Consider the following 24,566-nt stretch of genomic DNA (forward strand, 5'->3'; position numbering starts at 1 on the left):
TACAAAAAAAACCTCATTTACGTATGTTTTTTAGGCAAACAGTCATTTTGCTATTTACACAGCGGTATCACCTAAGTATTATTCTGCGTCACGGAGAGATGGCAGAGTGGTCGAATGCACCGGTCTTGAAAACCGGCATGGGTTTATAGCCCATCTAGGGTTCAAATCCCTATCTCTCCACCATATTTTAATTGGTGGCTTTTTTTATTCCATCAATACAACCGGTTATGCGTTGGAGAGGTGTCCGAGTGGCCGAAGGAGCTCCCCTGCTAAGGGAGTATAGAGTTTGTAGCTCTATCGAGGGTTCGAATCCCTCCCTCTCCACCATACTTAATTTAAACCACTTGATTGTGGTTTTTTTGTGCCTAAAATTTAACACCGATACTAAATTGGGAGGGTGAGAACCCTCGACAGGGTTCGACAAAATGTCTGGAACATTTTGGGCCGCTGCAAGCGTCGCGCAGCGATTGATTACATGGATGTAAGCAAGTCTACCCCCCTCTGGAACATACTTAATTTAAACCACTTGATTGTGGTTTTTTGTGCCTAAAATTTATAAAAACTAAACAAATTGTGCCTAGTAATAACTTAGGGCATTATTAACACAACTTTAGCCACTTTTAGGTTTAGCTATGATCCGGTTCATATTGCTATCATTTTGCGCGGCAGCACCATTTTTTACCTTGGCACAAAGTACAACAGTGTATAAGTGTGTAATTAAGGGCGTTCCTACTTTTAGCCAAACGCCTTGCGCTAAAGATGCACAAGTTATTACTCTTAAAGATATAAATGTAATTGAAGCATATAAAAGCTCTACGCCCGGTAAAGGTATTACCGATACCTCTGTTGATGACTACTTAGAGGTTCAGCAAATAGAGCGTGAAATAAAGCGCCTTGAGCTATCTATTGAACAAAGCCAAAAAGAATACGCAGCTAAAAAACAACAAATAGATTATATGACCCAAGATAAGGCCAATCGTTTAGGCGCTTCGTCTATTGCTGATGCTATCGCAACTAAAACAAATTCATTAAAACAAGCCTACGACGCATCAATTAGTCAAACGCAGCAAAAAATAGAGTCATTAAAGCAAAGAAAGCAGCAGCTTAGCCAAAACCCTTAAGCGCTCGTTTTACTATAGAAATAAATTGCGCAACGTCTTCTTGAGTATTATAAATATGTGGCGATACTCGTATTCCAAATTTGCGAGCATCTACACTGACTTTCGCTTTATTAAGCTCTGTAAGTACATGGTCTTGCTGCTTGTTAAAAAACAAAATAACAGTCCCGCTGCATTTATCACCACTCATAGGTGATACAACATATTCGCTTAGTTGCTCATGAATAAGCGTAAGCATCGCTAAGTTATGCACCCTTACCTTATGAGCTGTTAGCTCTGCAAAGTAGGTAATACTATTTGCGGCAATAATATAAGGCGCTACAGAAGGGGTGCCACCCCAAAACTTGAGCGCACTGGCGTTATATTCAAAGTGGTTAATATCGAACTCAAATGGATTTTGATGCGAAAACCAACCCACATCTTTAGGCTCACAATACTCTATTTGATTTTTGTTAACCCATAAATAAGCTGCACCTGGGCCACCACATAACCATTTAACGCTCGAGCCAATCATAAAGTCCGCATCGAGCACGCTTAAATCAAGCGGTATAACCCCCGCTGACTGAGCAACATCAACTATTGATAAACTATTGGTTAATTTACTTATAGCTACAATATCGTATACAGGCGCCTGTACACCTGTATTTGAATACACATGGCTTATAAAAACCAAGTCGATATCGCAAGTTATATAGCGCTGCCAAACATTAATATCAGTTAGGTTTTCGTGCTCTGGTATAAACATAATTTGTGCGCACTCTGGTAATGCTTTTTGCATTGCAAAACCCATGCTCGGAAAATCACTTTGCGCCATAAGCACTTTACAATTTTTTTGCTGTAATCGAGGGTGCGACATAAGCAACTTTGTTAAGCCACTTGATAAATTAACTTGAGGACAAAACTGCGAACTAGGCGCATTAAATAACTTACTAAGTGCGCTAGTAAATTGCTCAACTGCGGGAAGCCATTGCTGCCAAGGTTCTTTACTTGAGCTCTCCCATGGTAAAAAATAGTGCTGTGCTAAATATTGCTGTGTATTTTTAAGAGGACGCCCTACCGAGTGGTTTAATAAATAACAGCCATCGGCCATACAAAAATCGTTTTTAAGCATGTTATTTAATCCATTTTTTAAGTGTATTTAGATCGTCAAAACGTGTTTTTATATCGTCGCGTTTTGCGCTGGCTCGCCTATCTCTTAGTTTTTCGAGCGAATCAAGCAATACATGAAGCGGCGGACCACTTGCTGTTACTTTACTCATATACTGCTGTTGCATATTTTTTGAAGGCTGAGCAATAAACTTTTCAACCAGTTGATTATGATGACCGACCGCGGTGTCACCATGTAATTTACACACTTGGATAAATAACTTTGCGTGGTTTTTAAACCAACCTGTATTTTTATATTGCTCTGCTTGTAAAAAGTCATCCATAAAGCTTTGCATACGCATGGCTTCTCGTAGTATTTGCTGATCCTCTGGCATCATATATAAAAACTTATCCACCAGCATTTGCGAGTAACTAGGCTCGTTTGCGCTACAAAGGCCTAGTAACATATCAATCACGTTAATACCTGCAAAGTCACCAGCATTTGCACCTCTGTAAACCTCTTTACCTACACGATACGGTTTATAATAAGGGCGAACGCAGTTAAAAAAGCGATCTGTATCGAGCTCAGAATAAAGTGCATTATTTGATTCAATAACATCTATAAGCGCTTGTTTAGCTACTTTTAATAACTCACCACACAAGGGGTGTGAAATGCCTAACGGCAGTATTTTTAATAAAGCATCACTTGCTCGTTTATAGGCCAAAATACCTTGGGTGTTGTAATCAATAAATAGCTTTTCATCGGGTAAATTAGTAAATCGTTTATAAATACCGTTAAGTGCTTTGTTATGAGTAGTTAAATGGGCGGTAGCAAAACGAGGGGTTACGCCAATGGATGCACCAATATGCATAGCAAGCGCTGAGGCTTCTATTAGTGGAGAGGTGGTTTCTCTGCTTGGCTCAGTAATTTCATGGCGCCTACACGCTGCCATAAACAATCCTACGTTACCGAGTAAGTCAAAAGCGCTATCAAAGCCTTGATCTGTGTTGCCCTCGGCTAATAAATTGCTAACTAATGCGTTGCCTTTTTTTTCTAATTGTTGCTTTAAGGCCTCGCCTACCCCTTCTACATTTGCTTTATCGGTTTGCTGCCAATAAAGCTGCTCTAATTCACTATTTAAAGTGACAAACTCTGTTCGTATCCAGTGATCGAAAATAGCGGTATGTGTGTTCATTGTTGTGCTCTATTATTTTTATAGTTAAATGCTAACAGAGTTCAATGAGGGTAAAACGCCAAAAAAATTAGTAAAAACTGCAATACTTAGCAATAATCACTACAAATATAAAAATAATTAATAAAAGCCGACAACTATGTTAGATAAAAAAGATCAGCAATTACTCGTTGCACTGCAAAGCCAAGCTCGTATGTCGGTTTCAGACTTGGCCAGTAGTATTAACCTATCGGATACACCTTGCCTAAGACGTATAAAAAAGTTAGAGCAAGAAAACATTATTACCGGCTACCACGCCGCCATAAACCCTAAAGCACTTAACCTTAATGTGTTGGTATATGCGTTTGTGCGATTAAGCCAAAACTCGGTAAGTGCTGCAGAGCAATTTGAGCAACATGTAGAAAAATTACCACATGTATTAGAGTGTTGTGTAATATCAGGGAGCTATGATTATTTATTAAAAATAATTGCCCATGATCTTGAGAGCTACGAAACGTTTGTAAAACATCAACTAGGTGGCTTAAGTTGTATCGCAAATATAGAATCAACAGTTGTGCTTAAACAATCATTTAGCAAAAAACAGTTACCATTATAAAAATAACCCAAATAACTTACTGTTAGCTATACTGATATTTCAAAACGATAATAATAATTGCTTGGACCTTATGTGAAAAATTTTAACTCTAAAAATCATTCTATTATTTTTTACATCATGTTTGCTTTAGCATATTTTTTAGTGGGTATAGCACTCACTAAACTTGCTTTTAATTCGCAAATAATTCCAATTTGGTTACCTGCTGGTATAGCTTTGGTCGGTTGTTATATTTGGTGGTGGCGCTTTATCCCGCCTTTATTTGTAGCTGCAATTGCATTTAATTTAAATATTTTTGATAGTTCAGCTCATGAGCTAGTCCTTGTCGGTAACTCATTTAACGAGGCTATGTATATCGCCTTTGGTGTGGTTATACAGGCAATGGTGGGCGCTGCTTTACTAAAATTTTGGCTTGGCCACCCACTACGCTTTAAAAAGCGTAAAAACATAATTTACTTTATTCTCGTCATAGCCATATTAGTCAGTTTAATTTCGGCTAACTTTGGCGTGTTCGCTCTTAGTCAATTTAACTCAGTTTACAGTATTGATAATCATTGGAAGAATGTTATTTACTGGTGGCTTGGCGATACATTAGGAGTAATAATTGCAACTCCGTTTTTACTTTCTTTATTACCACAAAAGTCTAACCAACATAATATATCGGCGTTTCCAACAATTGCAGTATGTTCTATTTTATTTGTGTCGGTTGCGGTCACAACACAGCTATACGATCAAGAAAACCGTATAAGCACAATTAAAATCGCCGAACGTGAAGTCCATGTTATAGAAAACAGCCTTTATAGATATACAAATCGCAGTATTATTGCAGTGCAGAGCCTAGCAAGTCAGGTTCAATCATCTTCAACATTAAGCCAACAAGATTTTTATTCTTATGCTAGCCAATTACTAACCCAGCATGCGTTTATTCACGCTTTATCGTGGAATGCAAAAATACCTCAAGATCAACGAGACGTCTTTGCTCAAGAGATATCAAACATTTACCATTTAGATGTTGATGTAGTAGGTGAGCCTCTTGAAATTAGCGATCCCCTTGTTATAGTAAAATACATAGCTCCTTTTAATGGTAATCAAAAAGCTATTGGCTTTAATGTATTTTCAAACCCTGATCGAAAAAATTCCCTGCTTAACCCTGCTATAAAATATATGCCCGTAGGGACTAAGATAATTCAACTAGTACAGACCAAACAGCCTAAGCCAGCTTATTTATTATTTGCTCCTGTGTATTCTCAAAGTAACGATAAAGAAACAATTAAAGGCTATGCCACAGGTGTATTTTTAGTACGAAGTATTATTGAACAAGCTATTACTAAACAGCAGTCTGATATGTTTTCGATTGGTATATATGAAGATACAAATACACCGCCGTTTTATAGTAATTACTCTCAAGATGTTCAGCAAGCCAAAGGCAGCCGTTTAATGTCGTTTGACGTGGACTTTGCAGGGCAAAAATGGATTGTAAAACTATCCCTTAAAGAAAGCTTTTTAACACAACATAATAGTCAGCTAACTTTATTATTACTCATACTTCAAGTTGCCGTATGTTCTTTAATTTTAATGGTTTTACTACTGTTTAATCAGCAACAAATAGCGCTTACACGTCAAGTTGCAGAGCGTACACACTCACTCGCACAAGCAAAACAGCAGTCCGATTTAGCTAATCAAGCTAAAAGCCAATTTTTAGCTAATATGAGCCACGAAATACGAACACCGCTCAATGCCGTTATTGGTTTTTCTTCACTTGCTCGCGAAACAGACACTGCAACTACACTCATTGGCTATTTAGATAAAATAAACTCATCATCTAAAAGTTTATTAAACTTAATTAATGACATTCTTGATATATCAAAAATAGAATCCCAAAAGTTAGTTATTGAATCTATTGCATTCGACCTAGGTGCCTTAATAACACGCATAAACAATATGTTTGAACAAAGCGCTGTTAACAAAGGTATTAAATGGCAAGTTAACTCAAAGCTACCTTTAGATACCTGGTTTATTGGTGATCCGATGCGAATTGAGCAGATATTACTTAATTTATGTAGTAACGCGATTAAATTTACAAGCCAAGGCAGCGTTACTTTAAACATAGAAACAGAGTTTACTGCCGCCAATAAAGTACAGCTTGTTATAACCATTAGGGATACCGGAATAGGTATAAAGCCAAGCCAACATAAAAAATTATTTAATGCATTTACCCAAGCTGATAGCTCTACCTCTAGGCAATTTGGTGGTACAGGGCTGGGCTTAACAATAGCAAAAGAGCTAAGCCAATTAATGGGGGGAGAAATAGCACTTGAAAGTGAAATAGATAAAGGCTCTACGTTTACATTTTCAATGCAATTAGAAACAACAGAGCCTAAAAAAGAACATGTTATTACATTTGATAATACTAATATTACTTCGCTAGACATTTTGGTCGCAGAAGACAACCCAGTGAATCAAATGGTTATTAAAGCGATGCTTGGCTCGCTGGGGATTGTGCCGTATATAGTAGAAAATGGCGAACTGGCCGTTGATATAGTTAAAAAGCAGCATTTTGACTTAGTGCTTATGGATTGCCAAATGCCTGTAATGGATGGCTATAGGGCAACGGCCCTAATCCGCCAGTTTAAAACCGAACAAGAACTCCCGATTATTGCTTTAACTGCCGACGTTATGCCAGAGGATAAAGCACATGCACAAGCCGTTGGATTTAACCAACATCTTGCAAAACCGCTTGAACTCATTAAGCTAACCGAGTGTCTTGTCCAATATGCAGTAGTTAATGAATAATAGTGATTTAATTTTAAGAATAGTTTTAAGAGTAGCTTTTGGTTTTGTTTTAAGTATTTTTTCGCATATTACCGTCGCTCAAAACTGTATATCGCAGGCAAGCGACTTTAAATTTATAACAAAAAGTAAGCAACAAGGCTTATTACGCTTTGAAAAAGAGCACAACCACCAGCGCTTTAATTACCACGCCCTTTTACCATTTAACGATTACTTAGATTTTGCATATAAACATATAAATAAAACCAATCCACGTGCAGATATGCCATGCCCTGTTATTACACAAACGTACCAGCAATTAGTAACACAAGGTACGCGAAAACCTGACCCTACTATTGCAGATATTATTGCCCCTTTTGAGCTTACGCATCCAAACAGCAATAAAGTTGCACTATTAGTTCACGGGCTAACTGACTCACCCTTTACGTATCACGATTTAGCACAAGTGTATTATCAACAAGGCTATACTGTGCGTACTATTTTATTACCAGGACATGGAAGCGCCGCAAGTGCATTACTCAATGTAGAGGTTAGCCAATGGCAACAGGCAATAAAATACGGTATTAAACGCTCGGTGCAAGACTTTGATGAGGTGATACTCGCAGGTTACTCTACCGGTGCAGCGTTACTTATTGATTACGCAACCAAGTACACAGTTTCACCCAAAATTAAAGCGCTTATGCTTTATTCGCCAGGCTCCGAGCCACATAATAAGTACGGCTGGATAGCAAAAAGGATTGATGCCATACCCTTTGTTAATTGGATAGATAAAGACGCCGATGTAGACTTTGCTAAGTATGAATCATTTCCTTTAAATGCAGCTGCCGCGTCGTACTATGCTATGTCACTTGCAAGCGTAAGTAGCTTAAACAAACGCTCTGCACTTAAATTACCTATTTTTAGTGTACTTAGCGATATTGATACCACGATAGATACGCGTGCCACGCTAAAATTATTAAGTGCGTTACACAAAGATAATTCAGTAAAATATAAGCCGCTCGATACTTTAGTACTTTATGGAAGCACTGATATTTTACCGCCAGACTTTGCTAGTGACTACACAGTAAATAACCCGCAATGCACATCGCCTCAGTGTAAAAAAGTTCATGGTATGTCGCATATTGCTATTGTTAACTCACCGCAAAATCCACATTATGGGATTAACGCAACCTATCGTAATTGTGGCAGCTTTATTAACGACGAGTCCCTGTACAAAACATGTAAAACAACAAAAAATCCACAACTAGGAGAGCGTACAAGCGCCAACTTAAAACACTATCCGGCTTTACAACGCTTAACTTATAATCCTCATTTTACCGAGCTTAAAAAGCAAATTAGTACGTTTATTAAAAACGTAGAACAGCTTAGAACAACTACAAGGTAAGTAGTCATGGGAACGTTTTCGCACCAATGGTTTAGCAGTATTAATGAGATTGATCAGGCGCAGTGGCAACGTTTATTTGGTGATGAACCATTTACTCAACATGCTTTTTTATATGCCCTTGAGCAAAGCCAATGCGTAACACAAAAAAGCGGTTGGCAGCCCCATCACCTCGCTATTTTTGAAGATGATACGCTCATTGCGCTTGCACCTGGGTATTTAAAAAGTCATTCATACGGCGAGTACGTATTTGACTGGGCATGGGCTGAGGCATACGAAAAACACGGTTTAGAATATTATCCCAAGTGGCTATCTGGCATTCCCTTTAGCCCTATTGAAGGCAAGCGTATTGCTATCGAGCACGCTAACCCAAATGCGGTGTATCAGTACATTACAGAGCAACTTAATATACACAGTGCTGAGCAAAGGTGGTCGGGGTGGCATGTTAATTTTTGCGACCAAGCCCAAGCAACATCATTAACTGAGCAACATGCCATGCTAAGAGTGGGTGTGCAATTTCAGTGGTTTAATAAAGGTTTTGAAACCTTTGACGATTTTTTGCAAATACTTAACTCACGAAAACGTAAGTCACTTAAAAAAGAGCGAGCTAAAATAGCGCAACAAAATATTGATATTGAATGGCTGCAAGGAACGCAAATTACGCCCGAGATAATGCAATTGTTTTATGAGTTTTATCAGCGTACCTACTTAAAGCGATCTGGTCATTTGGGCTATTTAAATATGGAGTTTTTTACGCTTTTACATGCATTAATGGCTAATAACCTCGTTATTATGCTGGCCAAAAAAGACGACAACGTGATTGCTGCAACACTTAGTTTAGTAGGTGAGAATACACTTTATGGGCGCTACTGGGGAGCAAGTGAAGAAGTAGATTCGCTTCACTTTGAGCTGTGCTATTACCAAGGTATTGAGTTTGCAATAAAGCATAAACTCAGCTGCTTTCATTCGGGAGCACAAGGTGAGCACAAAATAGCACGCGGATTTGAACCCGTACTTACCTACTCTGCTCACCATATTGTTGATAGCGATTTCAGTAATGCAATAAGCGACTACTTAAAGCGTGAACGCGGCCATATTGATATATATAAAGAGCAATGTAGCTCATTACTGCCGTTTAAAAACGAGTAACTGATTATTTGCAGGCATGGCAGTATCGCTAATAAGCGTAAGCCCTGCTTGCTTAGCTAGTTGTTCAACTGCTTCAAAATCTCTTATTCCACTTAACGGATCGCGCTCTGTTAAAAAGGCACTAAAGTCATCATTACTTGGGCTGGTAAATTCACATTGGTATTTGAATGGCCCATAAATACACAACATACCGTCGCTATTTAAGTGACGTTTAACACCGTCAAAAAAACGTTCAACTAATTGCCAACTTACAATATGAAATGTGTTTGCAGTATAAATAGCGTCAACCTTATCTACAGGCCATTCATTATTTAAATCAAGCTCAAGTGGTGCATGTAAATTAGTTAAATTAGCTTCGCGGTGCCATAAATTAATCCCTTCGTGGTTTATAGCGCGATCACTTGTATGCCATTGTAAATGCGGTAATTGCTCTGCAAAAAACACACTATGCTGGCCGGTTCCTGATCCGACTTCGAGGACTGTTTTAGTATTTTTTAATACGTCCTTTAATTGCTCTAAAATAGGGGTTTTATTGTTTTCACAGGCTTGTGAAAATGGCTTTGTCATTACTGTGCACCAAAATTGTAGATTAATGCACAACAGTAAAGCAAATTTAGCTTATTTTGTCGTGATGAAAAAAAGGTAATTTTTAAATACTATAACTATCATATGGTTGAGCTGGCTCATTATGGTTGGTACGTAATATGCTTTTATATTGTTAACCCACTAAAGGGTTTAACTTATATTAAATTTCAAAGGATAAAATTATGCATATACCCCCTTATACCGCTGTAGACGCGGCCATTGCTATAACCGAAAAAACCACCGACGATCATAGTTACGCCGTTGATATGAGAGCTACAGTAATCGATTTACTTTCGCACCCTAAACATAATCAACAGGCGATGAGCAAACATGAAACAGATCAGATATTTATTCTTGGCTACAATTAATACTCAAATTAGTAACGCAAATAATTTTTATAATAACTGTTTACACTGAAACCGATTAAATGTAATGATAACTATTATCGTTAACTTGAGTCGGTTTTTTATGTCTTCAAATTATGCCCAGCATCGCTACCATCAAGAACTCTCTTGTCATTGCTTAAGACCTGGCCTGCATGCCCCCATGCTCGTTGCCGATTACATAGAAACCGCCCTTAACGTCGCCAAAAAATTTGAGCAACAACATAATCCCTTGCTTCAAGAGTTTTATCTTAGGCGCACACACCATGAAATTATGAACAAAATGTGCGACCCTCTTATACATAATGCTATTCGTAAACAATGTTTAGAGCAGCTATACAAGCCATTATTAGCATTAAAACGGTTTTATAAGGTGCATAACAATACTGCACAATTTTTAATACTTGAGCGTGAAGCTCGTATTCTTAGTCACGAATTCAACCCTTTTTAAGGAGCACACTTATGAGCAACTTTAGAACAGAATCAGACAGCATGGGCGAGCTACAAGTACCTACTGATGCGCTCTATCAGGCGCAAACACAACGAGCAGTTAATAACTTTGCCATTAGTGGCTTATCTATGCCAAAGCAATTTATCACTGCACTGGCTTATATAAAACAAGCTGCTGCGCAAAGTAACTGCGAGCTTGGCCATTTAAGTAAAGACAAAGCAAATGCTATTGAGCAAGCTTGTCAAAGTATTATTGATGGCGAGCATGTTGAGCATTTCCCCGTTGATATTTTTCAAACCGGTTCGGGCACAAGCTCAAATATGAATGCCAACGAAGTTATTGCAACGCTTGCTAGCCGATTAGGCAGTGAAAGCATTCACCCTAATGATGATGTAAACATGGGGCAAAGTTCTAACGATGTAGTCCCTACTGCTATCGCACTCAGTAGCGCAATAAATGTAGTGTATGAATTACTTCCTTCGCTTGAAAACTTATCGCAAAGCCTAGAAAAGAAAAAAGCTGAAGTAGGCCATATAGTTAAAACGGGCCGTACGCATTTAATGGATGCAATGCCTGTTACATTTGATCAAACACTAAGTGCATGGCAGTCACAAGTTAACCATGCCGCAGCAGGAATTAGACATAGCTTAGAGCGTGTATGCGAACTGGCACAAGGCGGTACAGCTGTTGGAACAGGAATAAATGCAGACCCTAAGTTTGCAGCCAAATTTGCAGAAAACCTGAGTGCCAATGTAGGCATTAGATTTACGCCTAGTAGTAACTTTTTTTATAACATCGGCTCACAAGACGCCATAGTAGCGCTTTCGGGGCAATTAAAAGTACTCGCTGTAGCACAAATGAAAATAGCGAACGACCTACGCTGGATGAACTCAGGACCACTTGCGGGCTTAGGCGAAATAGAGCTAGAAGCACTTCAACCGGGCTCGTCTATTATGCCTGGCAAGGTAAATCCGGTAATACCAGAAGCCGCAGCCATGGTAAGCGCACAAGTAATCGGTAACGACGCGACCATTACAGTAGCAGGCCAAGCGGGTAATTTTGAGCTAAACGTTATGCTGCCAGTCATTGCGTATAATATTTTGCAAAGCATAGAATTACTTGCCAATAGCGCACAAGCATTGGGCGATAAAGCCATTGCCAGCTTTAAAGTAAATAAGCCTAATATAGATAAAGCACTCGCTAAAAATCCAATTTTAGTGACTGCGCTCAATCCGGTGATCGGTTATGAAAAAGCAGCAAAAATAGCAAAGCAGGCTTATAAGGAAGCCCGCCCTATTATTGATGTAGCCGAACAAGAAACCGATTTACCACGCAGTGAACTCGAAAAGCTACTTAATCCCACCAAACTAACGCAGGGTGGACTTTAATAAACGATATTTTTCACGGCTTTAATTACTTGATAATATAGTTTTTATTGCCGTAAAAAATGCACCGTGTATGATAGTGATGAATATTTCATCACTATCAAGGTTTGTTATGCGTACCCCATTGTTAGCCATACTTTTACCACTTTGTTTAACTGCATGCTTAGATAAAACGCCAACTGAAACGCAGCAAGTAACAATAACCTCAGAAGCTGAAGCACCAAAGCAAGAGCTACAAAAGCTAAAAGAAAACACTCAATTACAAGAAAATACTAAAAAGAACGTAGTTGCTGAAAAAATACCAAAAGCTGATTTAAAAAACGTTTCAATAGACGATATAAAAACAGCTAAAGCCGAATTAAATACGCTAATTACAGATAAGCAATGTGATACCAGCACTCAATGCAGAATAAGTGCAGTAGGCAGTCGCGCGTGTGGCGGGCCAAGTAGCTTTGTTGTGTATTCAACAAAATCAGCGTCTGAAAAACAAGTAGCAGCCCTTAGCGATAAAATTACTAAGCTTGAAAGTAACTATAATTCACAAAAAGGGATGATGAGCATTTGTCAGCATTTAACAACGCCAAGCACGCAGTGTGTTGAAAATAAATGTGTTAAACTTGAAGGTTCAGCGGTAAGTGCATTTTAAGGATAACGTTATGAGTTGTTTACCATCGGCAATTAAACTATCAATTTTAAGCATTGCTAGCAGCATTTTACTACTAAGTGGTTGTGCTAGTACTGTGACGTCAAATGAGCAAAGTAAAAACTTATCTGACTTAAACTATGATCTGAATAATATGGTGAGTAATAACAGCTGCACTGCAAGCTTTCAGTGCAAAGTACTTGAAGTGGGCGCCCGCGCATGCGGCGGACCGAGTAAGTATGCTGTTTATTCAACGCTGAACACATCTCAAGAAGAAGCAGAACAGCTTGCTCAACAAATAACAAAACAAGAAAAAATACAAAATAAAGCACAAGGCTTAACCGATTGTTCACCAGTACTTGAAGTGCAATCGCTGTGTATTAATCACCAATGCCAGTCGTTTGATATAAAATAAAAACGGTCGCATATAAGCTAATTTCAGCGTTAACCTAAATACGGAATTAACGCTGAAATTACAACAACCAGCACTACGCAAATACCCGCTTTTATAATGTACTTCATGGGCATTGTTTTAAGCACCCAATATGCATAAATAAAGCGTACAAAATAACTCGCCGCAGTACCAAACAACGCAAAAATAAGTAGATAAGCAATTAGAGTAATATTCATAATAATCTAGTGCAACTACTTAGTTTTTTTAGTGTGAGCAATTAGTAAGTCAGCTACTTGTTGTTTTACGGCTCGCTTATCATCACTTGGGACATCAAAGCGACTGGCTAGTTGCGCAATCTCATCATCATTTAAATTAAACGATAAACGTTGACGCGTTTTTTTAGACTTTACATCTAAGCCAAGTATTTTACGGATCATATCTGACGGCGTTAACTCTTGGTCAATAGCTTGCTTTTTTATCAGCTTTTGAACTTCACTGCTTAGATCAAATGCCATTTGTGTGGCACGTACAGCTTGTTCCTGACGTAACCACTTGTCTTTAGCATCACTCACTTAGCATCTCCGGGAAACAAGTCTACAATATCAGACATTGGACGCATGAGCGTTAGCGATACTTCGGTTTCGCCGCCATCCCAAATTTCGATATTTAAACCAAAGCCTTCATTATCTGATGCTAAACAAATCATTTCACATGGCTCACCACCTTCTTGCTCATAACGAGGCAAAGTTTGGTTGCGGTAATCTTTATTATGGAAATAACACACATAAGGCGACTCGCTTTGTTGATAGCTTTTAGCTAAAAACTGCATAAAGCGCTCTGGTGTATTTTGCACTGTAATGTGGGTTAACGACTCTTCATCAAAAATACGCGCAAACTCATCAAGGCCAAATATCTCTTCAACTTCGTTTCGCTGAATTTTAATAGAAAAGTTAGCCCACTCTTCGCCGTCATCTTGCTCAATTTGTAAAAATACAACTTGGCCGCTATTTGTCTCAAGTACAAATTCAGTATCGCTGCTGTGCTGATATTGGTAAGTCTGAATATCAGTAACACGTAGCGTTTCACCTTTTAACCATGCCGGATAAGCAAATGAGTCGATAACGCTAAACATGTCGCCTTTTTTAAGCTCGCTCGGATGATTAAGCTGACGCTCTGGCTCTTTTTTAGATTTGAAAAAATTAAACATAGGAAGGCTGCCTTCTAAGCAAAAAAGGTAACTGAGCAAAACTCGGTTACCTTTTTAAAGTATAAACGTAATGGTTAGCTATTTTGCTTCGCTTTGATGCGAGCTAAAATATCAGCACTTTTTGGACTTGTGTCGCCAATGCCTGCTTCAGCCATTTTTGCTTTTAAGTCATCGCCATTTACGTCTGACTCAAGTTGCTTTGCAGCACCTAGCTGGTCGCTACGATCTTGTTGACGCTGTTTAATACGTTCAAGCGATTGACGAGCCGATGTCATAGACGAGCTGTTTGTATTAAGCGTGCTGTTAACAGCCATTGTTGCTTGCTGTACGCTTTCAGTGGTTTTAACCATTGTAAGCTGGCGTTGATTCTCTTTAATCGATTTTTCAGCATCTTTAACTTGCTGCTTAAGTGCAACAATATGGTTACTAAAGCCAGATAATACTTGCTCGTTTTCGGCTTTTTCAGCTTCAAAGTCACCAATTTTTTCTGCAATTTCTAATGCTAACGCTTCGTTGCCCTTTTCAAGAGCTTGGCCTGCATACGCTTCGTGTTCAGCGATTGATGCATCTACAGCGCTAATTTTACGCTTAGTTTGCATTTCTTTAGCCATTACTTCTGTAAGGCTTTTTTTAGCGCGGTGAAGTGCATTTTGCGCGTCTGCAATTTCTTGCTCAAAAATACGGATGCCATTTTTGTCTACAATTGCTTCGCCTGCTTCACGAGCGCCGCCACGTACTGCTGTAAATAATTTTTTTAAAATACTCATAATCTTAACTCCACTAACTGGCTATTAATCGTTTAAATACAAGGTCACGGCTTCTAGTGCATCGATAGCGTTATCGGCTAAAGTCACTAGTTCGTGGGTAACGTCATCTAATGATGAATTTACCGACAGTGCACCAAAAATCGCGTATTTGTTATCGATTTTAGCAAATGCACTCAGTGGAATTGGCACGTTTAAACGTAGTAATGTTTCGTTTAACTCGTTGCGTAATTCACTCTTAACTTCATCTTCGTCAAACAAGTAGCTAATACATAACAACTGCTCTTGCGTTTGTGTAACAAAAATTGGAAGTTCATCATTTCCATCAACAATGACTTGTAAAACATCTTGCTCGCCTGGGTTGGCAATCAAGAAAGACTCAAAGTTAGCGCCTTCAGTTTCAAAAGAAGCTAATTTTATTGAAAGTTCATTTAATTCCATGTCTCTGCCTTTTGTCGTTTGACATATTATGTCTGAGTTAAGATTCTCATGGTCGACATATTATGTCAACCATGTTTTGTTAGTTTTTATACAATTCGCTTTCTATTTGCCATGCAGTTCGGTAGTAATCATAAAGCTGACCAGATCCTAACCTATTGACCTCAATACTTTTAACTTGTTCAAAGTAGTGGTTAGGAAATACAAAACTTGCCAATAAATATTCTTTACTAATCCATCTTGATGGCACAGGCATAGCCGTCTCATCATTAATACGGCCACTAGCCGACTGACCCATTTTAGTGGCTATAGTCCAGCCCCACTGCCCAAACGAAGGTATGTTTTGCTGATACTGCTCAACATACTCAAACCCTGCGGCTTTAACTGTTTTAGCAATGCTTAAAAACGCTTTTTTAGCGTGGTAAGGTGAAGTTGATTGAACCGCCATTGCGCCATCGGGTGCTAATAACTGACGTACATGATTATAAAAGTAATCACTGTACATTTTATTTAGATCAGGGTGATTTGGGTCCGGTAAATCAATTAAGATAGTGTCGAACTGCTTAGATTGATCAAGCAGCTTTTCTACTTCTAAAAATGCATCACCCACAATTATGTTGGCTCGCGAGTCTTGCATCGATTTATTGTTTAGCTGTAGTAATCGCTTATTGATGTGCTCTGGCGGGGTAAAGTCACCGTCTTTATGACCAAATAAATTGAGAAGCTGCGCGTCTAAATCTATTAACGTTACTTCACTCACAGGCCATTTTAAAACATCTCTAAGTGCAAGCCCGTCACCACCACCTATTATTAATACACGGTCGTGTCTGTTAGAGGCAAGCATTGCAGGATAAACCAGCATTGAATGATATATTTGCTCATCAATACTTGAGAACTGTAAACGCCCATTTAAATATAAATCGGTAATTGGCTGAGGTTGGTTTTTGCTTAACCTTTCGGTTAAAACTACGTGTTGGTATTTAGTTGCTTGCGAATAAATTACTTTATCTTTGTATAAAACATTACTTAGATTGTTCATCCAGCTACTGCCAAATACTAAAATAAAGCCAAACAATGCCAACAGTACTATATGGCAAACTAAAAGTGCCTTAGCAAAGCGCACATGGGCATGGTAACGCCATAAAAAAGCGAGTCCTGCGATGATATTAAATAACGCCGTCCACGCTGCAGCTTGCATTATAGGCATTGAGAGCATGATACTTACCCAAATGGCTGCACCAATACCAGCACCGATATAATCGGCACCATAAATAGTCCCTGCGTTGTTTTCTAAAAAACGGCCATAAACGTGCTGACGAATGCGCGCTATAAGCGGTATTTCCATACCAATAAATAAACCCAGTATTAAACCAAAAACATAAGGTAGAAAACGTGACCACTCTTGTAGCTTTTGAAATACGTAACCATTAAGTACAACGTCTGGGGGTAAGTTAAAAATGCTCGAAAATAAATGAGGAAGAGAATAACTTACAGCTATTACACCCGCTATCGCTAAAATGCAGCCCATGCCAACCAAAGCAATAATGCTTTCTAGCCAAGCAAAAGCGGTAAATGCATCTTTAAACCAGCGCGCTAAAAAAGCGCCTAAGCCCATTGCTACAATCATAGTACCGATCATGGCGTAAATAGCGCTTTCTACTGAGCCAAGTACACGGCCCGCATAATGAGACAGTAAGTATTCATAAATAAGGCCGCACCCAGCAAGCACGGCCATAACAGTAATTAGTAATATATCGTGCCCAAGTAAGCGAGACTTACTTGGGGGAGTGTTGGTTGATGACACTGATTATGCGCCTAGTAAGGTTGCCATAGTGATACCTACAGCAAATGATACTGCTGCAGAAATAGCTGCTACACCTACATTTTTTTGACGATTAACTTCATCTGAAATATCGCAACCAGATAAAATTATTTTAATTGTCACTAAGTGCAAAATAATAAATGCGACAAGGCTCACTACAGCGCTAATAGCCCAGTATAGTAAACTCGCATTAATGTTATCAGCAGCGTATGGCGCAACACCCGTTGCAGCTGTAATAGCTAATGCACTACCTATTAAAAATCCAGCGTAACGAATACCCACAGCTAAGTTACCATCAACAATTGCTTGTTGTAGGCAGTCGCCACTTTTGTTTGTACGCTTAAATAACTGCACTCGGTACTGGCTAACAAGTAGTAATACAACACTACCTATAATAAAGGCAGCAATTACAATTGGAAGGCCATGCCAGCCATCAGTAGCCACCCATAAAAGTGCTGAGCGAATAACTATTGCAACGCTAACAACATGACCAAAATCAATTATTGAAGCTGTAACGTTACCTTTAACTATTTCGTCGTGCAGGCTTACTTTACGAAGCGCTACTTTATCTTGAAAAAAGTGACCCAACTTAATAAGTACAATTGCTAATGCGCCGTAAGCTAACATTTGCAGTGCTTCTTGTTGCAGTGTTGCAGCAAAAGCACCACTACTTACACCTGTTAATACAATCGCCAGTGCCACTAAACCAGCGGCAAAGCTAATACCAAAAGCAAAGTTATCACGCTCTGTTATTTCATCATTTGCGTGTAAGTTTGAAACCCAGCCTTTTATATATTTAAGGCTTACAAATAATAAAACAATAATTGCAAAATCAATCGCCAATGCTTGTAGCGACCACATAGTTATTCCATTAAATTCATACATATTATTCTAACTCCAACTTTATTCTTTTACTTACCACGGCTCACGCCACGAGAGGTTCTGCTACCGCTATCACGCACCGATCCTGAGCTATTGTTATAACTGCTCGAACGAGAATAACTACTGCGGCTTTTTGGTGGCGTATAACTACTACGGCTTAAACCGGATGCACCTGTTTTTTTACTCGCATAAGGGCTTGTAAACTGCTTACCTTGGCGTTGATATGTTTGGCGCGTGCGTGTTTCTAGCGCGCTTTGGGTTTTAATTTGTTTAGGGCTTGAATAACGCGAACGGCCATAGTCATTGTAATAACTATACTTTCGGCGCTTGCTCCAACTACCATATTCAACACGGTCAAATACATCGCCTAAAATACGGTACATGCCGTACCATTGCCAAAAGCTAATACCATTACTATTTGTTTGCCAGTTACCATAGTTAGGGTTACCTACCATTTGGTTACCAACACCCTCACCTTCAGCTTGCTTACTAATTGCGCCTACACGCGCTAAAGTGCCTTTGGACATATCAGCTAGCATATTAATAGGATCGGTTAACGCATCAGAAAATAGCGTAGGTTTAGACGCATCACGCAACAAATCAATACTATGCAACGTATCTTCGTAAGGAGGAATTAAGTAAGTTCCTTTAATATCTTTAAGTCGCTGTGTTAAACCACTATAAAGTGCGCCTCGGCGCGTTGCATCAAGGGTAATTACATCAACAACTTTTGTAAGCTCTGGCTGTTGTTTTTTAAGGAGCTCGCCATATTCTTTAAGTAATACAGCATTGCGCACATTCCCATTATCAAGCGCAGTACCAAGCTGTGACAGCTCTGTATCTGCTTTTTTAATAGACTCTTGAATTGTTTGTTGCAGCTGCTCTTCTTTAGATTGACAACCCATAAGCACTGCGAACAAACAAAACAGGCTTATAAGTTTCCAAGCTTTAATATTCGACATTCATGTCACCTGATTTACTAAATTAACTAAGGTAGTTTTACACAGGTCACTTATTAAACCAAGAATGAAATTGCAACAAAGTAAGTCAGTACAAAATTAAATAAACAGCTATATTTAGTATATGAATTTAAAAGCATTCTCAATGTTAAGCTTTTAGTGCTACAAAGGGCGTAGTCAGTAACTTTTTTGTAATTATGGATTGCCTGATTACACAATAATAACTAAAACATAATTAAATGATGGTTAAGGGTTAGATTTGATGCTTCATAGTATTCGATATAAATTTATTATAATAACAACGGTTTTAATTATATTTAGCGCAAATTTAGTTTTTTTCCTCGCGATTAATGAACACGAAGATTTATATCGCCAATCTGTTAAACAAAACTTAGATGCAATGTCTTCAAATATTTCCGATAGCTTATTACGTGTTATGTCTGAGCAAGTTGATTTGTTCTCTATAACCACCGAATTGCTCGGTTTTGATCGATATGAACACATTAAGTTTGTTAATGTATTTGACGCTGACTGGCAATTAATCCAATCGTATGTCCACCCTAACTATTTAGAGCTTGAGAGCTTTAAGCCTGAACTTATAAGTATTCAACCAAAAAATTTACCTTATGCGGTTACAATAACCAATGAAGGACTAGTGGCCTTAAAGGCAATTGGGGAGGAGCAGTTTCCTATTGGATATTTGCTCATTGTGCAAGACTTTAAAAAGCCACTGAATGAAAGTAAAATTAGCCTTTTTTATAGTGCAGCTCCATTTGTTGTTTTAATTATTGCACTCACCATTATTATTTCATTTTGGATATATCAGCGTTTATTAAGCCCACTTTTAGCGCTCTCGAAGTTCACACAGAAAGTTGAAAAATCAACAAATTATAAGCTTCAATACCAAGTCACTGGTCATGATGAAGTATCTCAACTTGGTAACGACATTAATGCATTACTACAAACAATTGACTCCCAAGTTCAAACCAATCATAAACATACCGCACAACTTTTAGTACAAACGCATTCAATGGAGCGCCTCGCCAACTACGATATATTAACAGGTTTACCTAATCGCATGTTTTTTATGGACCTACTCAAACTCGAGCTGGCTAGTAGTAAAAGTAACGATCAAGACGTTGCGATTATGTTCTTTGATGTTGATAGTTTTAAAGGCGTTAACGACACCCTAGGCCATGAAACCGGAGATATGCTTTTACAAGCTGTGGCTAAAAAAGTGAAAAGTTATCTGCGTAGTAACGACATAATTGCACGCTTAGGCGGTGATGAGTTTTTAATTATGCTACCTAATATCACTGAGCAATCTATTGTTATAGATATTGCCGAAAGTATCATTGAGGGTATGAAAGAGCCATTCACTATAAATGAGTGGGACGTACCAGCGGGTATTAGTATTGGTATTGCAAGTGCCAAAGAAGCTGAATTTGGTATAAATACATTTATCAGTAATGCCGATATTGCAATGTACACATCAAAAGAAAAAGGCAAAGGCGCATATACAATATTCCACCATAAAATGCTTGAAGATAACAAACGAAAAGCGCAAGTCGCTAACTTAATATCTCACGCAATAGCGCAAAATGAATTTGAGTTATTTTATCAGCTTAAAATGTCGAATACAGGCGAAGCTCAAGGCTTAGAAGCCTTAATAAGATGGCAAAGCAAAGAGCTAGGCTTTGTTTCTCCTGGTGAGTTTATACCTATAGCGGAACAAGCAGGTAAAATAAAAGCGATTACCCAATGGGTGATCACACAAGTATTTAAAGATGTGCAAATGCTAAAACAACTTATGGGGAATAATGTACTCGTCTCAATGAATCTTTCAAGCCATGACTTAAAAGATCATAACTTCATTCATACTGTAAAAAGTAAACTACTTGAACATAGCGTCGATATTTCAAATGTTCAGTTTGAAATAACAGAATCAAGCTATTTAGAAAATTTTGAAAACGCGAATCAATTTTTTAATCAAGTTAAAGTTATGGGAGGCTCAATTGCATTAGATGACTTTGGCACAGGTTACTCTTCATTGAGTTACCTTACTAAAATTGAAATTGATACATTAAAAATAGATCGAATGTTTGTAAATCAATATGCAAGCTCAGCAAAAGACACTGCAGTATTACAAGCAATACTCGATTTAGGCCAACGCCTTGGTTTAAAAATATGTAGCGAAGGAATTGAAACAACCGACCAAGCTAACTACCTAGTATCAAATGGTAGTGATGAAATGCAGGGCTATTACTTTGCAAAACCAGTGTGCATTGCACAACTACCACACGCAATTGAACGAGCGAAAATATTATTTAAAGAACTAACAATAACTTCAAAATAACTCAGTGCAATTGATTTTTTACTAAGCAAACGGCTTACTTTTAATTTAGTGCAATTATGGTGAGCTCTTTAGGTATAGTAATTCCTGCTGGAAGGTAAGCTACTGAGTCTTCAACGGTTAGTAAGTACTCTATAACCTCTTCTGTAGACTCAAATTCGACAGGGGGCTTGCTGCGCCCCGTGAATCGCATTTGGGCCCAATAAGCTTGTATTCTAGATTCAGTAAGACCTACCATCCTAGTGTTAAAATTTATTCTAAGCGGATTGCCGACAAATAGGTTAACTGCTTTAAATTGTCTGCTCATAGCTCCGCCCATATAAATATGGCGAATTTGTTGCTTACTAAAAGATAAGTTTTTATCTGTGGTATTTACTACAATAATGACGTTCGAGGGGTTTGTATTTTCTGCATAAACTGAAATGCTAAAACCAAATAGGCTACTAGCGACTACAAAGAGCATCATTATTTTTTTAATGTTATTAATAGGTTTAAAAAATATCATTAAAACACCCAATCCAAACCAATAAGATAAAGATTAGTTTTTTTATCAAAATCAGAGTCATCAGGAGTAACGAAAAACGAGTCTTTTACATCGTCACCTTCTAGGGTTGAAAACTCAGCTTTTAAGGCAAGGTTTGGCAGCACATCCCAGCGTACACCAACCGTCCAACTCTTAATTGAATCAGGCGTAGATTCATCAAAAATACGATTGTACCCATATGCAAGTTGATCTAAGTCGCTATTAATACCTAACGGAATTTCATTTTCAGCAGAACGAGTTTCTACGTCGCTATCTGCAAATGTTAAGTGGTAAGTAAAAGGAGCATGATTAACACCGGCAGTTAAATAATAGCTTTGAATTATAGGCACTATCCCCAAATCAGTTTTAATGCGGACCCATTCACCTCTAAAAAAATAATCTAAATTGTCGTAAATTACGCCAAATTGATTTGCATGTGCTCTACCTTTTGTTTTTACCGAGCTGGCGCTTTTTGTAAAATAAAGGCTATTAAGCACATTTTCTAGCTGTCTTATCTCATCAATATCAAGCTTGATATTCCCATTATAACGGGAAACTCTAAATTCTAAGTTTTCAATATTAATCTTACCAATGAACCCTAAAAGATTATCAACTTCAAAGCCCGTTCTTAAGGCGCCAATCCCTATATCACCCGACTCTTCACCATAGTAACCTTCAAAGCTCAAATCAAAGTTTTCTGCACCAAATTTATAAACAGCATCTATGCCATTAAACGTTTTAAATAAATAAGTATCATAAACTTGTTGAGGTGGATTGATCCATGGGTACGCAAAACCAACATCCGAAAAGTCACTCATGGTAAAAAAAGGTGTGCGTAACTTTCCGAGTTTTATTTGAATATTATCTGTCGGTCTATATGTTAAATATAACCACTCTAACCCTGAGTTATCGGAAGCTGTTGTGTTATTGCTTCTTAACAAAAATTGAGCTGTTGCAGACCACTTATCATCAAACTGATACTCGCCTTGGAATCCAATTAAACTAGATGGAGAAAATTTAAGACTGTCTTCATATCCCTTATATTCGACATTTTTTTCGTCTAAGTAGCCACCAATAACTCGAGCATAACCAGAAAATTCAAACTCATTAGAAAAAGCAGAAAAATGAGTAAGCATAGTGGTAAAAAGTAAGCACCAAGATATTTTATATCGCATCAGAGAAAATTAAATCCTTTGTTGAATTATGCAAAATACAGTGAAGATTAATTATGCTAACGATGAAATAACTCACCTGTTCGGATAATCAATTATTTAATTATTTTAAGTAGCGCATTTTACCGCTATCTAAGCTTAGCTAGCAAAGTCATAACTAGGATTAATCATTATAGTCAATGAATTACATGTTGGAACAATATATGTGTTCTATAAAAACATTAAGCATCTAGGTAATACTATTTACATGGAAAAGCACCTCACCCCTCTTGAATATTACTGAGATAGAGCTTAATTATACTTATATAGATACTTATCAACTAAGTAGGAGATAAAACAGATTCTTAATTCATGTCGTTCACTAGGATTGAGTGTTTAATGTGGGTGTTTGATAAAGCGTAATTGATTTAATTATAATCCGATATATGAAAAACCCACCCAAACTTTACTTTTTTGCAGACGTAAAAAAGCCCGAATCGTTAAATCCCGGCTTTCTACAATGTGAAGCCTCCGTAATGTCACGATACCTACAGCGGTGGAGAGTCACGTAGCAAATGCTACTGTATTGGCCGACTGAGATATTGAGGGGTTTTGTTGTGATTTTAACGGCGGGAGTCGCTATGCTCGCCCGACCTACGTGATAGGTGTTGATGTGAAAGTGTGTTAATTGTGCGCACTTCACTTTTCTGCAGACGTAAAAAAACCCGAATCGTTAGATTCGGGCTTTCTAGAATTTGAAGCTTGGAAATGTCGTGGTGCCCACAGCGGTGGAGAGTCACGTAGCAAATGCTACTCTATTGGCCGACTGAGTTATTGAGGGGTTTTGTTGTGATTTTAACGTCGAGAGTCGCTACGCCCGACCTACGTGCTAGGTGTTGATGTGAGTGTGTATTAATTGCGCACATTTCACTTTTCTTCAGACGTAAAAAAGCCCGACTATTTCTAGTCGGGCTCTCTACAATTTGAAGCCTGGTAATGTCCTACTTTCACATAGCAAATGCTACACTATCATCGGCGCTGTTTCGTTTCACTACTGAGTTCGGCATGGAGTCAGGTGGGTCCAAAACGCTATTGTCACCAAGCAAATTTGGGCGTTAATACGTATTTCTACGCACTAACTGAATTTGGAAAATATCTGATAATATTTTTTAAGCTTTTCTAAGTAATTTCTACTTTAGTTATATTAACTTCTTCGCTTGTTTCACTATCACATAAAACGCGTTTGGCGTTGTATGGTTAAGCCTCACGGGTAATTAGTACAAGTTAGCTTAATGGCTCACACCACTTCCACATCTT

At 38.2% G+C, this 24,566-nt stretch carries 24 protein-coding genes, 2 tRNA genes and 1 rRNA gene; 13 read left to right on the forward strand and 14 right to left on the reverse strand.

From position 1 onward, the window contains the following. Positions 1-92 precede the first annotated feature (92 nt). From GQR47_RS09200 to GQR47_RS09210, 3 genes are all read left to right on the forward strand, one after another. Positions 93-183, forward strand: a tRNA-Ser gene (locus tag GQR47_RS09200). Between the two features lie 51 nt (positions 184-234). After that, positions 235-327: transfer RNA gene (locus GQR47_RS09205), tRNA-Ser, on the forward strand. A gap of 305 nt (positions 328-632) precedes the next feature. After that, on the forward strand, positions 633-1,121 hold the full coding sequence (locus GQR47_RS09210; protein ID WP_024597153.1) for an RNA-binding protein: 489 nt from the start codon (positions 633-635) through the stop codon (positions 1,119-1,121). Here GQR47_RS09210 and GQR47_RS09215 read toward each other — a convergent pair. Continuing rightward, a complete protein-coding gene (locus GQR47_RS09215; protein ID WP_024597154.1) occupies positions 1,105-2,229 on the reverse strand; it encodes an aminotransferase class V-fold PLP-dependent enzyme in 1,125 nt (374 codons plus the stop codon). The two genes, GQR47_RS09210 and GQR47_RS09215, sit on opposite strands and share 17 nt — an antisense overlap. A gap of 1 nt (position 2,230) precedes the next feature. Further along, positions 2,231-3,400: a monodechloroaminopyrrolnitrin synthase PrnB family protein gene (locus tag GQR47_RS09220; protein WP_024597155.1), complete on the reverse strand. Its 1,170-nt coding sequence runs from the start codon at positions 3,398-3,400 to the stop codon at positions 2,231-2,233. Between the two features lie 136 nt (positions 3,401-3,536). On the opposite strand from GQR47_RS09220, the gene GQR47_RS09225 reads away from it, so the two are divergent. The 4 genes from GQR47_RS09225 (at position 3,537) to GQR47_RS09240 (ending at position 9,309) form a co-directional block, all read left to right on the forward strand. Further along, positions 3,537-3,992, forward strand: coding sequence for an Lrp/AsnC family transcriptional regulator (locus GQR47_RS09225; protein WP_076925888.1), 456 nt, complete (start codon positions 3,537-3,539; stop codon positions 3,990-3,992). 72 nt (positions 3,993-4,064) lie between these two features. Continuing rightward, positions 4,065-6,782, forward strand: coding sequence for an ATP-binding protein (locus GQR47_RS09230; RefSeq protein ID WP_154903813.1), 2,718 nt, complete (start codon positions 4,065-4,067; stop codon positions 6,780-6,782). Beyond that, positions 6,775-8,163: an alpha/beta fold hydrolase gene (locus GQR47_RS09235; RefSeq protein WP_024596416.1), complete on the forward strand. Its 1,389-nt coding sequence runs from the start codon at positions 6,775-6,777 to the stop codon at positions 8,161-8,163. The genes GQR47_RS09230 and GQR47_RS09235 overlap by 8 nt, the downstream gene beginning before the upstream one ends. Before the next feature lie 6 nt (positions 8,164-8,169). Continuing rightward, on the forward strand, positions 8,170-9,309 hold the full coding sequence (locus GQR47_RS09240) for a GNAT family N-acetyltransferase (protein ID WP_024596417.1): 1,140 nt from the start codon (positions 8,170-8,172) through the stop codon (positions 9,307-9,309). Here GQR47_RS09240 and GQR47_RS09245 read toward each other — a convergent pair. Further along, positions 9,286-9,876, reverse strand: a complete 591-nt coding sequence (locus GQR47_RS09245; protein ID WP_024596418.1) for a DUF938 domain-containing protein — start codon at positions 9,874-9,876, stop codon at positions 9,286-9,288. The genes GQR47_RS09240 and GQR47_RS09245 overlap by 24 nt on opposite strands. Positions 9,877-10,076: 200 nt before the next feature. Here GQR47_RS09245 and GQR47_RS09250 point away from each other — a divergent pair, with 200 nt between their 5' ends. The 5 genes from GQR47_RS09250 (at position 10,077) to GQR47_RS09270 (ending at position 13,171) form a co-directional block, all read left to right on the forward strand. Further along, positions 10,077-10,262, forward strand: a complete 186-nt coding sequence (locus GQR47_RS09250; protein WP_024596419.1) for a hypothetical protein — start codon at positions 10,077-10,079, stop codon at positions 10,260-10,262. A 100-nt stretch (positions 10,263-10,362) separates the two neighbouring features. Then, entirely contained in the window at positions 10,363-10,728 is a 366-nt protein-coding gene (locus tag GQR47_RS09255; RefSeq protein WP_223231703.1) for a hypothetical protein, read from the forward strand. 11 nt (positions 10,729-10,739) lie between these two features. Then, a complete protein-coding gene (locus tag GQR47_RS09260; RefSeq protein WP_154903812.1) occupies positions 10,740-12,116 on the forward strand; it encodes a class II fumarate hydratase in 1,377 nt (458 codons plus the stop codon). 109 nt (positions 12,117-12,225) lie between these two features. Beyond that, on the forward strand, positions 12,226-12,759 hold the full coding sequence (locus tag GQR47_RS09265; protein ID WP_024597426.1) for a hypothetical protein: 534 nt from the start codon (positions 12,226-12,228) through the stop codon (positions 12,757-12,759). 10 nt (positions 12,760-12,769) lie between these two features. Then, positions 12,770-13,171 carry a hypothetical protein gene (locus GQR47_RS09270; RefSeq protein WP_024597425.1) on the forward strand — a complete coding sequence of 134 codons (402 nt, stop codon included), beginning with the start codon at positions 12,770-12,772 and terminating at the stop codon, positions 13,169-13,171. Positions 13,172-13,200: 29 nt separating this feature from the next. Here GQR47_RS09270 and GQR47_RS09275 read toward each other — a convergent pair whose 3' ends face one another. The 8 genes from GQR47_RS09275 to GQR47_RS09310 all read right to left on the reverse strand — a co-directional run bounded on the left by GQR47_RS09275 (position 13,201) and on the right by GQR47_RS09310 (position 19,225). Next, a complete protein-coding gene (locus GQR47_RS09275) occupies positions 13,201-13,386 on the reverse strand; it encodes a hypothetical protein (RefSeq protein ID WP_024597424.1) in 186 nt (61 codons plus the stop codon). A gap of 15 nt (positions 13,387-13,401) precedes the next feature. Next, positions 13,402-13,722, reverse strand: a complete 321-nt coding sequence (locus GQR47_RS09280) for a hypothetical protein (protein ID WP_024597423.1) — start codon at positions 13,720-13,722, stop codon at positions 13,402-13,404. Then, a complete protein-coding gene (locus GQR47_RS09285; RefSeq protein ID WP_024597422.1) occupies positions 13,719-14,357 on the reverse strand; it encodes a hypothetical protein in 639 nt (212 codons plus the stop codon). The genes GQR47_RS09280 and GQR47_RS09285 overlap by 4 nt, the downstream gene beginning before the upstream one ends. A 74-nt stretch (positions 14,358-14,431) precedes the next feature. Further along, positions 14,432-15,124, reverse strand: a complete 693-nt coding sequence (locus GQR47_RS09290) for a PspA/IM30 family protein (protein WP_004335088.1) — start codon at positions 15,122-15,124, stop codon at positions 14,432-14,434. A gap of 24 nt (positions 15,125-15,148) precedes the next feature. Beyond that, on the reverse strand, positions 15,149-15,562 hold the full coding sequence (locus GQR47_RS09295; RefSeq protein WP_004335098.1) for a DUF2170 family protein: 414 nt from the start codon (positions 15,560-15,562) through the stop codon (positions 15,149-15,151). Positions 15,563-15,641: 79 nt separating this feature from the next. Beyond that, positions 15,642-17,363, reverse strand: coding sequence for a polyamine aminopropyltransferase (locus GQR47_RS09300; RefSeq protein WP_024597421.1), 1,722 nt, complete (start codon positions 17,361-17,363; stop codon positions 15,642-15,644). Positions 17,364-17,366: 3 nt separating this feature from the next. Further along, entirely contained in the window at positions 17,367-18,266 is a 900-nt protein-coding gene (locus GQR47_RS09305; protein ID WP_024597420.1) for a DUF350 domain-containing protein, read from the reverse strand. 26 nt (positions 18,267-18,292) lie between these two features. Continuing rightward, positions 18,293-19,225, reverse strand: coding sequence for a hypothetical protein (locus GQR47_RS09310; protein WP_024597419.1), 933 nt, complete (start codon positions 19,223-19,225; stop codon positions 18,293-18,295). A gap of 259 nt (positions 19,226-19,484) precedes the next feature. On the opposite strand from GQR47_RS09310, the gene GQR47_RS09315 reads away from it, so the two are divergent. Then, the gene (locus GQR47_RS09315; RefSeq protein ID WP_024597418.1) at positions 19,485-21,578 is read left to right on the forward strand and encodes an EAL domain-containing protein; all 2,094 of its coding nucleotides are present in this window, start codon (positions 19,485-19,487) and stop codon (positions 21,576-21,578) included. Between the two features lie 40 nt (positions 21,579-21,618). On the opposite strand, the gene GQR47_RS09320 is transcribed toward GQR47_RS09315, so the two are convergent. The 3 genes from GQR47_RS09320 to rrf all read right to left on the reverse strand — a co-directional run bounded on the left by GQR47_RS09320 (position 21,619) and on the right by rrf (position 24,352). Further along, positions 21,619-22,080, reverse strand: a complete 462-nt coding sequence (locus tag GQR47_RS09320) for a hypothetical protein (RefSeq protein WP_024597417.1) — start codon at positions 22,078-22,080, stop codon at positions 21,619-21,621. After that, positions 22,080-23,273 (reverse strand): porin, encoded by a 1,194-nt coding sequence (locus GQR47_RS09325; protein ID WP_024597416.1) that lies wholly within the window; start codon positions 23,271-23,273, stop codon positions 22,080-22,082. The genes GQR47_RS09320 and GQR47_RS09325 overlap by 1 nt, the downstream gene beginning before the upstream one ends. A gap of 964 nt (positions 23,274-24,237) precedes the next feature. After that, positions 24,238-24,352 (reverse strand): 5S ribosomal RNA (gene rrf, locus GQR47_RS09330). Between the last annotated feature and the right edge of the window lie 214 nt (positions 24,353-24,566).

The sequence above is a fragment of the Pseudoalteromonas sp. Z1A2 genome (assembly GCF_011378755.1).
GTDB classification, from domain to species: domain Bacteria; phylum Pseudomonadota; class Gammaproteobacteria; order Enterobacterales; family Alteromonadaceae; genus Pseudoalteromonas; species Pseudoalteromonas distincta.

What these genes read in the sequence shown, in the direction of transcription:
- GQR47_RS09290 (WP_004335088.1), bottom strand. Translation starts at nt 15,124, where the DNA reads ATGAGTATTTTAAAAAAATTATTTACAGCAGTACGTGGCGGCGCTCGT.
- GQR47_RS09235 (WP_024596416.1), top strand. Translation starts at nt 6,775, where the DNA reads ATGAATAATAGTGATTTAATTTTAAGAATAGTTTTAAGAGTAGCTTTT.
- GQR47_RS09265 (WP_024597426.1), top strand. Translation starts at nt 12,226, where the DNA reads ATGCGTACCCCATTGTTAGCCATACTTTTACCACTTTGTTTAACTGCA.
- GQR47_RS09240 (WP_024596417.1), top strand. Translation starts at nt 8,170, where the DNA reads ATGGGAACGTTTTCGCACCAATGGTTTAGCAGTATTAATGAGATTGAT.
- GQR47_RS09275 (WP_024597424.1), bottom strand. Translation starts at nt 13,386, where the DNA reads ATGAATATTACTCTAATTGCTTATCTACTTATTTTTGCGTTGTTTGGT.
- GQR47_RS09285 (WP_024597422.1), bottom strand. Translation starts at nt 14,357, where the DNA reads ATGTTTAATTTTTTCAAATCTAAAAAAGAGCCAGAGCGTCAGCTTAAT.
- GQR47_RS09270 (WP_024597425.1), top strand. Translation starts at nt 12,770, where the DNA reads ATGAGTTGTTTACCATCGGCAATTAAACTATCAATTTTAAGCATTGCT.
- GQR47_RS09305 (WP_024597420.1), bottom strand. Translation starts at nt 18,266, where the DNA reads ATGTATGAATTTAATGGAATAACTATGTGGTCGCTACAAGCATTGGCG.
- GQR47_RS09320 (WP_024597417.1), bottom strand. Translation starts at nt 22,080, where the DNA reads ATGATATTTTTTAAACCTATTAATAACATTAAAAAAATAATGATGCTC.
- GQR47_RS09220 (WP_024597155.1), bottom strand. Translation starts at nt 3,400, where the DNA reads ATGAACACACATACCGCTATTTTCGATCACTGGATACGAACAGAGTTT.
- GQR47_RS09255 (WP_223231703.1), top strand. Translation starts at nt 10,363, where the DNA reads ATGTCTTCAAATTATGCCCAGCATCGCTACCATCAAGAACTCTCTTGT.
- GQR47_RS09260 (WP_154903812.1), top strand. Translation starts at nt 10,740, where the DNA reads ATGAGCAACTTTAGAACAGAATCAGACAGCATGGGCGAGCTACAAGTA.
- GQR47_RS09210 (WP_024597153.1), top strand. Translation starts at nt 633, where the DNA reads ATGATCCGGTTCATATTGCTATCATTTTGCGCGGCAGCACCATTTTTT.
- GQR47_RS09315 (WP_024597418.1), top strand. Translation starts at nt 19,485, where the DNA reads ATGCTTCATAGTATTCGATATAAATTTATTATAATAACAACGGTTTTA.
- GQR47_RS09225 (WP_076925888.1), top strand. Translation starts at nt 3,537, where the DNA reads ATGTTAGATAAAAAAGATCAGCAATTACTCGTTGCACTGCAAAGCCAA.
- GQR47_RS09310 (WP_024597419.1), bottom strand. Translation starts at nt 19,225, where the DNA reads ATGTCGAATATTAAAGCTTGGAAACTTATAAGCCTGTTTTGTTTGTTC.
- GQR47_RS09250 (WP_024596419.1), top strand. Translation starts at nt 10,077, where the DNA reads ATGCATATACCCCCTTATACCGCTGTAGACGCGGCCATTGCTATAACC.
- GQR47_RS09215 (WP_024597154.1), bottom strand. Translation starts at nt 2,229, where the DNA reads ATGCTTAAAAACGATTTTTGTATGGCCGATGGCTGTTATTTATTAAAC.
- GQR47_RS09325 (WP_024597416.1), bottom strand. Translation starts at nt 23,273, where the DNA reads ATGCGATATAAAATATCTTGGTGCTTACTTTTTACCACTATGCTTACT.
- GQR47_RS09295 (WP_004335098.1), bottom strand. Translation starts at nt 15,562, where the DNA reads ATGGAATTAAATGAACTTTCAATAAAATTAGCTTCTTTTGAAACTGAA.
- GQR47_RS09245 (WP_024596418.1), bottom strand. Translation starts at nt 9,876, where the DNA reads ATGACAAAGCCATTTTCACAAGCCTGTGAAAACAATAAAACCCCTATT.